General features: G+C 45.4%; 13 protein-coding genes. 5 read left to right on the top strand and 8 right to left on the bottom strand.

Features of this window, described 5'->3' with window-relative positions:
- Window positions 1-159 precede the first annotated feature (159 nt).
- The 8 genes from APB76_RS12225 to APB76_RS12190 form a co-directional block, all read right to left on the bottom strand.
- A complete protein-coding gene (locus APB76_RS12225) occupies window positions 160-969 on the bottom strand; it encodes an EAL domain-containing protein (RefSeq protein WP_054961531.1) in 810 nt (269 codons plus the stop codon).
- The gene (flhA, locus tag APB76_RS12220) at window positions 962-3052 is read right to left on the bottom strand and encodes a flagellar biosynthesis protein FlhA (RefSeq protein WP_054961532.1); all 2091 of its coding nucleotides are present in this window, start codon (window positions 3050-3052) and stop codon (window positions 962-964) included. Before flhA ends, APB76_RS12225 begins: the two co-directional genes overlap by 8 nt.
- Window positions 3053-3083: 31 nt before the next feature.
- Window positions 3084-4211 carry a flagellar biosynthesis protein FlhB gene (gene flhB / locus APB76_RS12215; RefSeq protein WP_054961533.1) on the bottom strand — a complete coding sequence of 376 codons (1128 nt, stop codon included), beginning with the start codon at window positions 4209-4211 and terminating at the stop codon, window positions 3084-3086.
- Complete coding sequence (gene fliR / locus APB76_RS12210) at window positions 4208-4984, bottom strand: flagellar biosynthetic protein FliR (protein WP_054961534.1); 777 nt, start codon at window positions 4982-4984, stop codon at window positions 4208-4210. Before fliR ends, flhB begins: the two co-directional genes overlap by 4 nt.
- A complete protein-coding gene (gene fliQ / locus APB76_RS12205; protein WP_049843586.1) occupies window positions 4984-5253 on the bottom strand; it encodes a flagellar biosynthesis protein FliQ in 270 nt (89 codons plus the stop codon). Before fliQ ends, fliR begins: the two co-directional genes overlap by 1 nt.
- Before the next feature lie 11 nt (window positions 5254-5264).
- Window positions 5265-5966, bottom strand: a complete 702-nt coding sequence (gene fliP / locus APB76_RS12200) for a flagellar type III secretion system pore protein FliP (protein WP_408058696.1) — start codon at window positions 5964-5966, stop codon at window positions 5265-5267.
- A gap of 70 nt (window positions 5967-6036) precedes the next feature.
- Window positions 6037-6405, bottom strand: a complete 369-nt coding sequence (fliN, locus tag APB76_RS12195) for a flagellar motor switch protein FliN (protein ID WP_049843588.1) — start codon at window positions 6403-6405, stop codon at window positions 6037-6039.
- Complete coding sequence (locus tag APB76_RS12190) at window positions 6405-7220, bottom strand: FliM/FliN family flagellar motor switch protein (protein WP_049843589.1); 816 nt, start codon at window positions 7218-7220, stop codon at window positions 6405-6407. Before APB76_RS12190 ends, fliN begins: the two co-directional genes overlap by 1 nt.
- A 512-nt stretch (window positions 7221-7732) precedes the next feature.
- On the opposite strand from APB76_RS12190, the gene APB76_RS12185 reads away from it, so the two are divergent.
- From APB76_RS12185 to APB76_RS12165, 5 genes are read left to right on the top strand one after another with little or no spacing between them, the layout of a single operon-like run.
- The gene (locus tag APB76_RS12185) at window positions 7733-8554 is read left to right on the top strand and encodes an OmpA family protein (RefSeq protein WP_054961536.1); all 822 of its coding nucleotides are present in this window, start codon (window positions 7733-7735) and stop codon (window positions 8552-8554) included.
- Window positions 8555-8556: 2 nt separating this feature from the next.
- The gene (locus APB76_RS12180; protein ID WP_054961537.1) at window positions 8557-9891 is read left to right on the top strand and encodes a sigma-54 interaction domain-containing protein; all 1335 of its coding nucleotides are present in this window, start codon (window positions 8557-8559) and stop codon (window positions 9889-9891) included.
- A gap of 13 nt (window positions 9892-9904) precedes the next feature.
- Window positions 9905-10261: a flagellar hook-basal body complex protein FliE gene (gene fliE, locus APB76_RS12175; protein ID WP_054961538.1), complete on the top strand. Its 357-nt coding sequence runs from the start codon at window positions 9905-9907 to the stop codon at window positions 10259-10261.
- 3 nt (window positions 10262-10264) lie between these two features.
- Window positions 10265-12013, top strand: coding sequence for a flagellar basal-body MS-ring/collar protein FliF (fliF, locus tag APB76_RS12170; protein WP_049843593.1), 1749 nt, complete (start codon window positions 10265-10267; stop codon window positions 12011-12013).
- Window positions 11976-12995, top strand: a complete 1020-nt coding sequence (locus tag APB76_RS12165) for a flagellar motor switch protein FliG (RefSeq protein ID WP_054961539.1) — start codon at window positions 11976-11978, stop codon at window positions 12993-12995. Before fliF ends, APB76_RS12165 begins: the two co-directional genes overlap by 38 nt.
- Window positions 12996-12997: the final 2 nt, after the last annotated feature.

Here is a 12997-nt window from a genome sequence, read left to right as displayed (position 1 = left end):
TCTCAATACTCAGATTTCGGCTTCAGGATTTCCCCTGGTCACTAACAAGAGGCGGACGACGGCTGGCAAAGATTAACTAAAAAGTTTAAATAATGATAAAAATAAGCAAAATCAGACCAAATAGGAGATGTTGATTCCACTATTTGGCCCTTTTGTGGGTCACCAAACCTCATTTTCGTTTTCAAATGTTTTAAAGGAAAGTGATGTTGGAATGTCGCTAAAGTAGCCAAAATAGTAACTGGCACCCAGCAACTTGTATTGATTGAGTTCTTTTTGGCTCGCGACACGGCTTGCTACCCATTTCAGCTTATGCTTCTTGAGCAATCGCACAATCGGCAAAAAGGCTTGGCGATTTTCTTTGTCTTCTAGCGATATCGAGATCTTGAGCATTGACGGTTTAAATTGAGCAATTCGCTCAAACAGCGGACAGGGTGGTGTCACTTCAAACCACAAAGCATAGGCAAATTCTTCAATTTTTTCGACTAGATGGGCCATTACGGAGGATGAACTGGATTTATTGCCCAACTGCAATGAAGGGATGACATGGGCAAACGCTTGTTTGTGGCATTGAATCACTTGTTCAAAAAATTCGTTTCCAGGTTGCCATGTCAGGGCTTCAACTTGCAGTGGTACCACCACATTGCTGATCAAATCTGGGTGGAAAGTTTCGAGTTGAAAGCGGGTCTGGCGTAGAGCCAAATACAGACTAAACAGATCGAGGCAATATTTGATGTTTTGCGACAGATCAAACTGATACACGCTTTGCTCCCCATCTCCGCCAAAGCGAAGTGTCAGATGCTGGAATTCGACCTCTCCCGATCGCGTTTCGCGTATCGCCTGACATGCATGTTTGATGTCATTGTGTTTGAGTGCCTCAAAAAGGAGCATATCGTCCTCAGTCTCAACATACTCTTCCATGAGTTTAATGATGTAGCCGTACATGGCTTGATGTGAATTTAGATTACCCAAGGTTACCTACCACGTTGATCTGTTTTGTTTCAGGAATTTCGTTATAAGAAAGCACCGCTAGACCTTGCGAGAATGTTCGCGCATAACGGGCAATTAATGGCCTAAGCTGAGGCATTACCAACAGAATGGGTGCCAGCCCTTGTTGCTTAAGCTGCTGCTTAATTAATGGCAGGTTTTGTTGGAATTGAGCGAGGATGTTTGGCTCGATCGGAAAGCTGTCTAGCATAATGGTGCCACTTGATTGCGCTTGCTGCATCGAAGTCAACAACATCTGCTCTAACTCGTCAGACAGTGCATATACTTTAAGTTCGGTCTTTGGTCCTGCGACTAAATTGACCAAAGTCCGGCGTAGGGCGCAGCGTACATCTGCTGCCAGTAAGATCGGATCTTTAGTGTTCTCTGAAGACTCCAACATGGTATTGGCAATAGTGCGAATGTCTTGAAGTGGGACTTGATCCAATAGCAGTTGCCGAAACACTTTTAATTGCTGCGCTGGGTTAAGTGCTGCTGTCAGTGCCTCGGCAAGTTTTGGCGCTTGCTGAGTCAGCCTTTGTGTCATTGCCTCTACGTCATCATGGTTGAACAGCTCTGCTAGGTGAGTCTTTATTACTTTGCTGATGTGAGTTGCGATTACTGTGGCATCATCAACGACCTGATAGCCCATATTGAGTGCTTTCGCTTTATCTGGATGTTCAATCCAAACTGCTGGAAGTTGATAAGCGGGATCGCTGCCCAAAATACCATCGATTTCGCCATAGGTTTCTCCCACAGCAATCGCCATGAGGCGATCTGGCTCGATAAACCCTTGGTCTATCAATTCCCCGTTGAGTGAAATCGTGTACTGGTTGGGTTTAAGGCTAAGGTTGTCGCGGATACGAACTTCGGGTAACAGAAAACCCACTTGCTCTGACAGGTTGCGACGTAAACCGCGAATTCGTTGCGTCAGCGGCGCACCTTGCTCCTTGTTCACTAAGTGGACAAGCCGATACCCTAAAGCCAGTGACAGTGTATGGACATGGGGAATGTCTTGCCAACTAAGTGGTGCCTCTTCATGCTGCATCGCCTGACTGATCACTTCTACATCGTCAAGTTGCGCCTCATGGGCGGGATTTTTAGCCTGTCGCCAGCCAGCAAAAGCAACCACGGCAGCGAAAGTGAAAAACGCAAGGTGCGGCATGCCAGGGACAAGACCGATGACCAACATCACTGTAGCGACGGTGAACAAGGTTGTAGGCGAGGCGAGCAACTGTTTGTGCATCGTCTCAGACATACCGTTGTCGCTATCATTGATGCGAGTAACGATAATGGCGGCGGCTGTGGCTAATAGTAACGATGGGATTTGTGCGACAAGGCCATCACCAATGGTGAGAAGTGCGTAGGTTTTAAATGCTTCAGTGGCGGATAAACCGTGCTCGAACACACCGATGCTAATACCGCCAGTGATGTTAATAAACAGGATCAACAAGCCAGCAACGGCATCCCCGCGAACAAACTTAGAGGCACCGTCCATCGAACCATGAAAATCCGCTTCGTTTGCCACTTCACGGCGACGTTGGCGAGCTGCTTCTTGATCTATCAGACCGGCGTTAAGGTCAGCGTCAATCGCCATCTGTTTACCGGGTAAGGCATCAAGGGTAAAGCGAGCCGATACTTCTGAAATGCGCTCACCACCCTTGGTAATAACCACAAAGTTGATGATCATTAAGATAACGAATATCACCATACCAACTACGTAGTTACCGCCGATGACAACCTCACCAAATGCTTGGATAACCTTACCCGCTGCGTCACCACCATTATGACCTTCAAGCAGCACCACCCGCGTTGAGGCAACGTTTAGAGTGAGACGTAGTAAGGTTGCGATCAGCAATATGGTCGGAAAAATCGAAAAATCGAGCGGACGTTTTGCCGTTGTACTGACCAGAAGAACAAGAATCGCGAGCACAATGTTAAAGGTGAACAGCGCATCGAGCAGTAATGGTGGCAAAGGTAGAATAACCATTGCGAGTACCATCAATAAGACCAGCGGAATCCCGACAAAGCCTTTGGCAGAAGTCTGTAATTGTTTTAACCGATTGAGCATAGGTTGGTGTCCTTGGATTAAATCTAGGTAGTTAGTGTTGCAGGTGTTTTGGAATCACAAAGTGAGGAAGTGGCATCGGCTTTTCGCCTCCCCCAGTTCGAAACGATTTCAATTGCATAACATAAGTAAGAATGTGCGCCACAGCGATGTAGAGCTGACTAGGAACTGCTTGTTCAATGGCGGTGGTGTAGTAAATAGAACGCGTTAGTGGTGGCGAGTTAATGATCTCGATTTGGTTTTCACGGCCAATACGCTGAATATGCATTGCTGTTTCATCGACACCTTTCGCGACCACAAATGGCGCATCAGATAAGCTAGGGTCATATTTAACCGCAACGGCATAGTGGGTTGGGTTAGTAATGATGACGTCTGCAGTCGGAACCATTTTGTCTATCTTACGGCGAGCAAACTGTTGTTGGATTTGTCTTATGCGCTGTTTAACTTCTGGTCGACCTTCATTGTTTTTGTACTCTTCTTTGAGTTCTTGTTTGGTCATCTTGAGTTCTTTTAAGTGTTCCCAACGTTGATAAGGAATATCAATCACACCAAAAAGCAGCAACGCGAACCCCATCAATAGCAATCCATCAAACAGGATCGCCATAACTTTAACCACACCTTGCTCAAGAGACAGTCTCTGCATACCAAGCAGTGGTTGGAGGTGATTGTCTAGATAGCTGTAAAGAAAGCCAAATATTACCGCCACTTTCAAAGTTGATTTAATAAGTTCGACCACTGAGCGAGTAGAGAACATCCTTTTGATGCCACTTAACGGATTTAGCTTGCTCATTTTGGGCATGGCGTTGGCAGGCCGGAACATCCATCCGCCAAGAATGAGTGTACTGGCAACGGTTACGCCTATGATGACAACAAACATAGGTGCAAGAAGCGCAATGAGGACACCAAGGCTATGACCAAGTTGCTCGATCATCTGTATTGGGTTTTCGAGGTCTTCTTTAGTCAGAGCCATGTTGTAGCGAAAAACCCCGGCGACACTGTCCCAAATTTCAGTCACTTGACTGTAGAAGTAAACCGCGACTGCGAGAAATATGGCTGCTGTGGTGAACTCTTTGGCTCGTGGAATTTGGCCTTCCTGACGTGCCTTCTTTACTTTCTGGGGGGAGGCTTTTTCGGTTTTATCTTGAGAAGATTGTTCGCTCATGCGCCCCCCGCCATATATTGGTTAAGGAAACGCAAAGTATCGTTGACCAAAATGGTATACCGACTTGGCACGCCCGAGACTGAAATTAATACACTGAATAGACCAAGTAGCATCGTCATAGGAAAACCAAGAGCATAAACGTTGAGTGACGGGGCTGCTCTATTCATAACACCAAAGCTGATGTTGGCAAGTAGCATGGAAACGATAGCGGGTAAAGCCAGAGCCAAAGAAGCAGCGAACATCCAACTGAACAGATTGACAATGCCTTGCAATGAAGCAAGTGAAAGCCCAGATCCAACCGGCCACACGACAAAGCTTTGGATTAAAATATCAATGATCACCAAATGACCTTCTAGCGATAGAAAGAGTAGCGTACTGAAGATCAGAAAGATTCGACCAAGGATCGCGACGGACATCCCATTGACGGGGTCGTTCATCATCGCCATACCCAGACCCATTTGCATCGAAACAATCTGGCCAAGGGTGGTGAAAATGGTAAACAACATGTGCAGTATCAAGCCAAAAAACAACCCCCATATCGCTTGCTCGAAAGCAAGGTACAGTGAACTCATTGAAAACAGATCAACCGTAGGCATGGTTGGCATCAAAGGGGCAGAAATTACTACAATAGATAGGGCGAGTAGGCTTCTTACCCAAACTGGGATAAGGGCATCGCCAAAAAACGGCATAGAGATAAACACTGCACCGATACGGAAAAAGGGCCACCAGAGTTGGCCCAGTAACTGCGAGATGTCAGCAAACGATATGCTCATTAGCCGATCATTCCCGGAATGCTGTGAAACAGATAGTCGAATAGATCCATAATTTTTCTCAGCATCCAGTGCCCTGCAAAAATCACCATCAACAGCGTGACTAATAGTCGCGGTAAGAAACTTAAGGTTTGTTCGTTGATTTGAGTCGCCGCTTGGAAAATTGCGATGCCAAGACCAACGATTAGGCCAGGAACAACGAGAACGGCAACCATGGAAATGATAAGCCAAACAGCATTAGAGAATAGGGTAACGGTCATTTCCGGAGTCATTAGGTTTCCTACTATCCGAAGCTTGCTGAGAGCGTACCGACCGTCATTGCCCAGCCGTCGACGAGTACAAACACGACAAGTTTAAAAGGTAATGAGATGATGAGAGGAGAAAGCATCATCATACCCATCGCCATCAAAACACTGGCGACAACAAGGTCAATAATCAGAAATGGGATGAACAGCATAAAGCCAATTTGAAATGCGGTTTTCAACTCACTGATTACAAATGCAGGGAGAACGACAGCAAATGAAATATCTTCAATTTGGGTGTCCAGAGGTTCATTGGCAATACGCAGCATCTGTTCCAATGCGGTTTGTTGAGTTTGGGCAAGCATGAAGTTACGAACAGGTTTTTCGGCGATTGAGAAAGCCTGCATCAAAGTGATTTCGCCATTATCGTATGGTTGGAAAGCATTATGGTAAATATCAGTCCAAACGGGGCGCATAATGAGTAGGGAAAGCGCTAAGGCAATACCGACTAACACTCGATTAGGTGGGCTTTGTTGTAAGCCAAGTGCTTGTCTTAAAATTGTTAACACCACAATAATACGGGTGAAACTGGTCGCCATTAAAATAAATGCGGGTAGGAAGCTTAAAGCCGTCATCAACAGCAGAATTTGGAGCTTTACACTGTACTCTTGTTGGCTAGCTCCATCACTGACAGACAGAATCGTCAGGCCAGTTTCGCTCGCAGATAAAGGGAAGGCGAGCATTAAGCTTGTCAAGCCAATCAGTGTTACCCAGCTTTGCAGTGAACGTACATTCGCCATGCTTGTGTAAACCTTACTGAACGGCTGTTGCTAATGCTGAATCCACAACATCAATTAAGCGCAAGCCATACTTTTCGTTAACCACTACGACTTCTGCATGGCCCATCAGAGAGCCATTGACTTTAACATCAAGTGGTTCGCCGTTTAGTTTGTCTAATTCGATGACGCTACCTTCTCCCGCCTTCATCAAGTCACCAAGTGCGATGTCTTTGCTAGCCACTTCAAGCGTTACTGTTACGGGGATGTTCCTAAAAAAACTCAGATCTCGCTCTGGAGTGGGGATAGAGCTTTCTAGACGATCTGATTGAGAACCCTCAAGTTGAAAATCGTCAAAGTTCAGTTCTTCACCATTGAAGGTCGTTGTTTCGGTAGGCTCACTCATTATAGTGACTCCTTATCATGGTTGATGATCAAAACAAGCTGCCCATCTTTCTCTGCAACTCGTCCGTTAAAGAGGTGTTCGTCGCCAATACTGACTGGAACAGTAGAGAGCAGCTCAATGGGTAAAACATCATTGGGCTGCAAGGAGATTATTTCGCTGAGCGGTAACTCTTTCTTGCTCAATAAGACATTAAGCTTTACTGGCGTTGATGTGAGTGATCGGCAAAATGGCTCACTCATAGCGTCGTTGGCTTGAAGATTTAGCTGTTCGGTCAAGGTGGTAACGAGCTTTTCATCTAGTTTAAGGTGCACCATGCCTTGATGTTCAGGTAAAGAAATTTCTATTTTTGCCCATAATCCATTACCTTGCGCTGGCTCGAATTCGCAACTTGACCACATCTGTTGAGGTGCTAGCCAACTCGTCATTTGGCGTCCCAGTCTTTCTTGCAGCCTTAAATCACTGTTACTCAGAACCTCACTGGTTCTTTTCATCTTGGCGTCATAGAAACTATCGGCAAGCTTGATCAAAGTTGCCTTATCTCCGTTGATATAGACCTTTCCTCCACCATCGTGTTGAAAAGTGCTGGTGGTTGCTTTGTCCATTTCATTTGCTGTCATCGTATGCAGTGACACCTGCTTGATGCAGGCATGTACTAGGCTGCTTTTAAGCCAGCTTTGTAGCTCGCAAGTTAGGTTGTTGCATGAACTAGACATTAAACTTTCTAACCTTTCACGAATAACATGAATTGGCTTGCCCAACGATTCTATGTTTAATGCTTGATAGTCTGGAATAAACATCTTGGTTCTGGGTTCCATTTATATTTTACCGTGCTCTGACAAAGCTAATGGCTAATTTTTACCTCAAACGTGGCAAGTCTACATAGAGGTTTTAGTTCTAAATAAGTGTTTGTTATGAAATTTGTGACTTTAGTTCATATGTTGATTTAAGTCTCTAATTAGAGCTTCTAATCAAAAATAAAACAGGTTAATTTCCGAATCGCATCAACTATAAGATAAATATAAAACTGGCCTTTTAAGGGTGTTGTTGTTGATTTGGTTACTGCATTTTGTTGGATTTATGTGACTTTTTGTCAAATCTTTAAAGTTCACAATTATTCAAATGGCTAGGTTAGTGAGCAAAAATAAAGAGTTCGCAAACCTATTTGGTGTGTATGTTTTGATCTATCCACATGGTATTTAGAAAAGAATGCCAAATATTTATCCAATATTTTAATAAAAATACGATGGCAGTTTATTCAAGAATATATTCGTTGGCTTTACTTTTTCTTAGTTTTCAATCTTCGTCTAATAGTTTGGTTAAGATTCCAATGGATGAAGTTAATTGGGAATATAAAGGTACCAATCTGAAATGTGATTTGAAATATAATAACCCTTCCTATGGGAAGTTTTATTTCCGCTCGGAAGAAAAAGGGTTGATTTATTTCAAAGCTAGCGTGAATGGCGCAAATAAACGTGGGCATTCTGGGGTGCTTTTAAGTACTCCTGCGCCGTGGAATATCGGCCGCGCACCTAGAATAGTGACCAATATTGCTTCTGTAGACAAAGGCACCATGTCTTTTAGTACAAATGTCGAAGGTTTGTTGGTGGATATTGAAGCAGGCAATTGGCTTCAATTTACTATCGGCGGAAACAGTCCTTCCGACAAAAGCACGTATCTTGTGCCGACAATACGCATTCACAATGCACTTAAAAGGTTTCGTGATTGTCAGTCGTCTTTACCATTAATGTCTTATACACAAGCAAGGGATATTGCTCTTTTGTTTGAGCTCGGTCAGATAACACTTAACGCAAACCAGCTTAAAACTCTTTCAGCATTGAATAGTTATCTGATGGTTGATTCTAGAGTCGACAAACTGCTGATAGATGGTTATGCCGACAATGTTGGTTCGAAGATTGGCAATTTAAAAATTTCGCGTCAACGAGCGGAGCAGGTGGCTAGCCAGATGGAAAAGCTTGGCGTTGACCGCAACATGATCGAAGTGCGTGCTCATGGCTCTCGATATCCCATTGCGAGCAATGCGAATCATCAAGGACAGGCCAAGAATCGCCGAGTCACCTTGCGATTGGTTCGCAGCGATGAAGCGGTGCTTCCAATGACACCAGACAACAACGATAAGGGTAAGGTTTGAAAATGGCAGATACTGCAAACATCTTGTTGGTTGAGCCGAAAGACGAACTTGCTCAACCCGTAATTAGAGTACTTGAAGAGTCAGGTTACACCATCACCCATTCAAGAACGGGGCGAAGTGCTTTGCTAGAGCAAGCCGCGGGCATCACGTTAGTGAGTTCAAACCTTCCAGATATGTGTGTGCGCGAGTTTGTACATTGTCACCAAAAGAAGCCTGGTGATGGTGTATCAATCGCCATCGTAGAGCAGGAGCAAGGTATTCTAGCGGCTGAAACTATGAAAGCGGGCGCGACGGATTACTTGCTAAGACCGTTTGAAAAAAGCCAGTTGGTTAATTTACTTAGCCGAGTTGAGGCTGTAGGCAAGCCAATGGCGAACATTGTCGCAGAGTCATGGCGCAGTAAGCAGGTATTACAACTTGCCCATCGAGCGGCGTGTACTAATGCGAGTGTATTAATCACAGGAGAATCGGGTACGGGTAAAGAAGTACTTGCTCGCTATGTGCATGAACAGTCTTCGCGCTCTGAAGGCCCTTTTATTGCGGTGAATTGCGCTGCAATACCCGAATCAATGCTTGAAGCTGTCCTTTTTGGCCATGTTAAAGGGGCGTTTACCGGAGCGACTAATTCACAGAGCGGTAAGTTTGAAGAAGCGAATAATGGCACAATTTTGCTTGACGAAATCGGTGAAATGTCACCTGCGGTACAAGCAAAGTTATTACGCGTGTTGCAAGAGAGAGAAGTTGAGCGAGTGGGAAGCCACAAGCCAGTCAAGCTCGATATTCGCGTGATCGCTGCAACCAATAAAGATCTAAGAGATGAAGTGAAAAATGGTACTTTCCGCGAGGACCTTTACTACCGACTTGATGTGCTTCCTCTTCATTGGCCGCCTCTAAGAGAACGTAAGGACGACATTTTACCCATTGGTCAGTTTTTCATTAGTAAATATCAAGATGGTAGCCAATGTCACCTCTCTCAAGATGCCATGGTTGCCCTTAGTCAATATCATTGGCCGGGAAACATCCGCGAGCTCGAAAACGTTATCCAACGAGCGCTGGTTATGAGACATGGGGATTACATTACGGCTCATGATCTGATGTTACCTGTAGAGTTGCTAACGCCACAGGAAGAATCTAAAACAACTCAAACAATGGGCCATGTAGAGGCTAAGAAGCAAGCCGAGTACCAATACATATTAGATAAACTGCGCCAATTCGGCGGCAACCGTACCAAGACGGCAAATGCGCTTGGGGTAACCACTCGTGCTTTGCGCTACAAGCTAGCAGCGATGCGCGAACAAGGTATTGATTTACAGTCAGCGCTAGGCTCGGCTGCATAAAGGAGGTTAAGTCATGGCAAGTCAACCACTCAACAGTGCATTCACCGCAGAGCAGTTAATGCTGACCAAAATGGATGTGATGCGCACGCAAGTACAGCCAGAATTCGTTGTTTCTGCAAACCCACTTGATGTTCAGAAAGCTAATTCACCTATGTCATTTTCAGCAGCGATGACCAATGTGCTTGATTCTGTGAATGCTCATCAATCAATCGCCACTCAAAAGATGACCGCAGTTGAGACTGGGGCAAGTGATGATCTTGTTGGTGCAATGATAGCGAGTCAAAAAGCCAGTTTGTCGTTTAATGCCTTAATGCAAGTGCGCAATAAGGTTGTTACTTCTTTTGAAGACATCATGAAGATGCCGGTGTAAGCCATGTCAGAGATTACTACTCAAGTCGCTGGAGGAGCACCGTATAATCCGGCACCAGCACAGTCGACGTCAATTCGAGGAATGGATGAGTACACAGCTAAACTCAAACAGCTTTGGTCTAATAGTCAACGTAACTTAGTGCTTTCTGCCGTCCTTGCGGCAATTGTTGCTGCAATTATCGTTGTGGCTCTTTGGAGTTCGACACAAAGTTTCCGGCCTCTGTATAGTCAGCAAGAACGTTTTGATACTGGCGAAATTGTCTCAGTATTAGAAACGGAAGGAATTAACTACCGACTTCAGGAGCAGAACGGTCAAGTATTGGTACCTGAGGGAGAAGTAGCGCGAATTCGTATGCTGCTGGCAGCTAAAGGAGTCAAAGCCAAGTTGCCTACAGGACTTGACTCACTCAAAGAGGATAGCTCTTTGGGTACCAGTCAGTTTATGGAAACAGCCCGCTATCGACACGGCTTAGAAGGGGAGCTTGTTAGAACAATTATCTCTTTAAATGCAGTGTCAAACGCTCGCGTACACCTTGCTATTCCACGCCAAACCTTGTTTGTACGTCAAAATAGTGAGGCGCCTTCTTCTTCTGTCATGCTCGAACTTAAACCCGGTGAAGAACTTAAACCAGCACAGGTCGAAGCCATCATTAACTTGGTGGTAGGTAGCGTGACTGGTATGAAACCGGAGCTGGTGTCTGTTGTTGATCAATATGGTCGTTTACTCAGTGCAGATGTGGCTTCATCTGAAGCGGGAAAAGTTAACGCTAAGTACCTCGAATATCAAAAAAACGTAGAAAAGCAGATAATTCAGCGCGCATCAGACATGCTGACCCCCATTCTTGGTCCGAGTAATTATCGCGTGCAAGTGGCGGCAGATATGGATTTCAGCCAAGTAGAAGAAACTCAGGAAATTCTAGACAACGCCCCGATTGTGCGCAACGAACACACGATTACTAATAACTCCGTTGACCAAATCGCGTTGGGGGTTCCTGGAACCCTAAGCAATCAACCACCTGTTACTGGCGAAGTGCCAACACAAGATAGCCAGAATACCAATGCCCGCTCTGAAGTGAATCGTCAATATGCGGTGGGTAGCAGTGTTCGACGTACTCAGTACCAGCAAGGCCAAATTGAAAAACTAAGTGTCTCTGTTTTGCTTAACGAATCAGCGGCACCCAATGGTACAGCTTGGACACCAGAAGAAAAAACGCAAATCTCAACCATGATTTCTGATGCTGTAGGTATTGCCGCAGATAGAGGTGACAGTTTTAGCCTGATGAGTTTTAACTTTACGCCACTTGTTATTGATGCTCCTCCAGCTATCCCTTGGTGGCAAGATCCAACGGTTCAGCAACCGATGCGTTACGTCATTGGTGGCATGTTAGGTATGGCGATGATCTTCTTTGTTTTACGCCCTCTTATCATGCATCTCACCGGTGCGGACATGCGTTCGCAGGAGCTTGAGTTTGCTGAGCCACAAGAAGAGTCTGTGTATGACAACCTACAAACACGGGAAGAACGCGAAAGAGAAGAAGCCCTCAATCGCAAGCTTTCTGAAAAAGGCATTGCCGCTTCAAATGGCCTCGATGTCAGCAATGACATGCTACCGCCAGCAGGTTCGCCACTGGAAATTCAATTGAAGCATCTACAACTTATCGCGAACGAAGAGCCAGAGCGTGTCGCAGAAGTACTTAAACAATGGGTGAATGTGAATGAACACAGCAGAATCAAAGCAGAAAGCCACGCTTAATCATGTTGAGCAAACCGCATTAGTCCTTCTCGGTATGGGCGAAGATGCAGCGGCAAAAGTGCTGCGCAATTTTACTCGTGATGAGACTCAACGTGTTACTAAAGCAATGGCGCGGTTGAATGGCATTAAAAGTGACAGTGCTCACGGTGTGATTCAGAGCTTCTTTGAAGATTTTCGTCAGCACAGTGGTATACGTGGTGCTTCCAAAGAATATCTCTCGAACACCTTGAGAAAGGCGTTAGGCAACGATCTTGCGAAAGGCCTGCTCAACAACCTGTATGGCGATGAAATTCGTAACAATATGCAGCGCCTACAATGGGTTGAGGCTGAAGTTCTCGCTCGTTTTATCGCCAATGAGCACCCGCAGATGCAGGCGATTTTCCTTGCTTACCTGCCATCAGAAAGCTCGTCGGTAGTATTAAAACACCTGCCGGAAGATTATCACGATGAACTGCTCTACCGAATCGCGCAGTTGCAGGATATCGACCACAAGGTCGCTGGTGATCTGAATGATTTGATTGAGCGCTGTATTGAGCAGGTATCGACGAGTCAAAGTGCGCCCTTGTCGGGTGTAAAACAAGTGGCTGATATTATTAACCGCTTTGAAGGCGACCGCGGCTCACTAATGGAGATGCTCAAGTTGCACGACGAAGAGGTTGTGCACGCAATTGAACAGAATATGTTTGACTTTATGGTCTTAGGCCGTCAAAGCGAAGAGACTATGGACCGTTTGGTTCAACAAGTGCCGTTGGAGCTTTGGGGCACAGCACTGAAAGGCGCAGAAATTACCTTGCAGCAAGCCATCAAGCGTTCAATGCCTCAGCGGATGGTGAAAGCATTGCAAGATGATATGCAAGTGCGTGGCGCCGTACCACTGAGCCGAGTAGAAAGAGCGCGCCAAGATATCATGCTGATTGTACGCGAACTGGATGAGACTGGAGAAATTGAGCTTGTTCTGTACGAAGAGCCCACAGTGGAGTAATT

Origin of the sequence: Vibrio bivalvicida (assembly GCF_001399455.2) — a bacterium.
Taxonomy (GTDB): Bacteria; Pseudomonadota; Gammaproteobacteria; order Enterobacterales; family Vibrionaceae; genus Vibrio; species Vibrio bivalvicida.
The sequence above is the reverse complement of the archived record's forward strand: the minus strand, read 5'-3'. Positions and strand labels throughout refer to the sequence as shown.

Bases quoted from the DNA above. Each gene is read 5' to 3' on its own strand.
- flhA (WP_054961532.1), bottom strand. From the start codon at position 3,052: ATGCTCAATCGGTTAAAACAATTACAGACTTCTGCCAAAGGCTTTGTC.
- fliN (WP_049843588.1), bottom strand. From the start codon at position 6,405: ATGAGTGAGCCTACCGAAACAACGACCTTCAATGGTGAAGAACTGAAC.
- fliF (WP_049843593.1), top strand. From the start codon at position 10,265: ATGTCAGAGATTACTACTCAAGTCGCTGGAGGAGCACCGTATAATCCG.
- flhB (WP_054961533.1), bottom strand. From the start codon at position 4,211: ATGAGCGAACAATCTTCTCAAGATAAAACCGAAAAAGCCTCCCCCCAG.
- fliQ (WP_049843586.1), bottom strand. From the start codon at position 5,253: ATGACTCCGGAAATGACCGTTACCCTATTCTCTAATGCTGTTTGGCTT.
- fliR (WP_054961534.1), bottom strand. From the start codon at position 4,984: ATGAGCATATCGTTTGCTGACATCTCGCAGTTACTGGGCCAACTCTGG.
- APB76_RS12180 (WP_054961537.1), top strand. From the start codon at position 8,557: ATGGCAGATACTGCAAACATCTTGTTGGTTGAGCCGAAAGACGAACTT.
- APB76_RS12165 (WP_054961539.1), top strand. From the start codon at position 11,976: ATGAACACAGCAGAATCAAAGCAGAAAGCCACGCTTAATCATGTTGAG.
- fliE (WP_054961538.1), top strand. From the start codon at position 9,905: ATGGCAAGTCAACCACTCAACAGTGCATTCACCGCAGAGCAGTTAATG.
- fliP (WP_408058696.1), bottom strand. From the start codon at position 5,966: ATGCTCGCCTTCCCTTTATCTGCGAGCGAAACTGGCCTGACGATTCTG.
- APB76_RS12190 (WP_049843589.1), bottom strand. From the start codon at position 7,220: ATGGAACCCAGAACCAAGATGTTTATTCCAGACTATCAAGCATTAAAC.
- APB76_RS12185 (WP_054961536.1), top strand. From the start codon at position 7,733: ATGGATGAAGTTAATTGGGAATATAAAGGTACCAATCTGAAATGTGAT.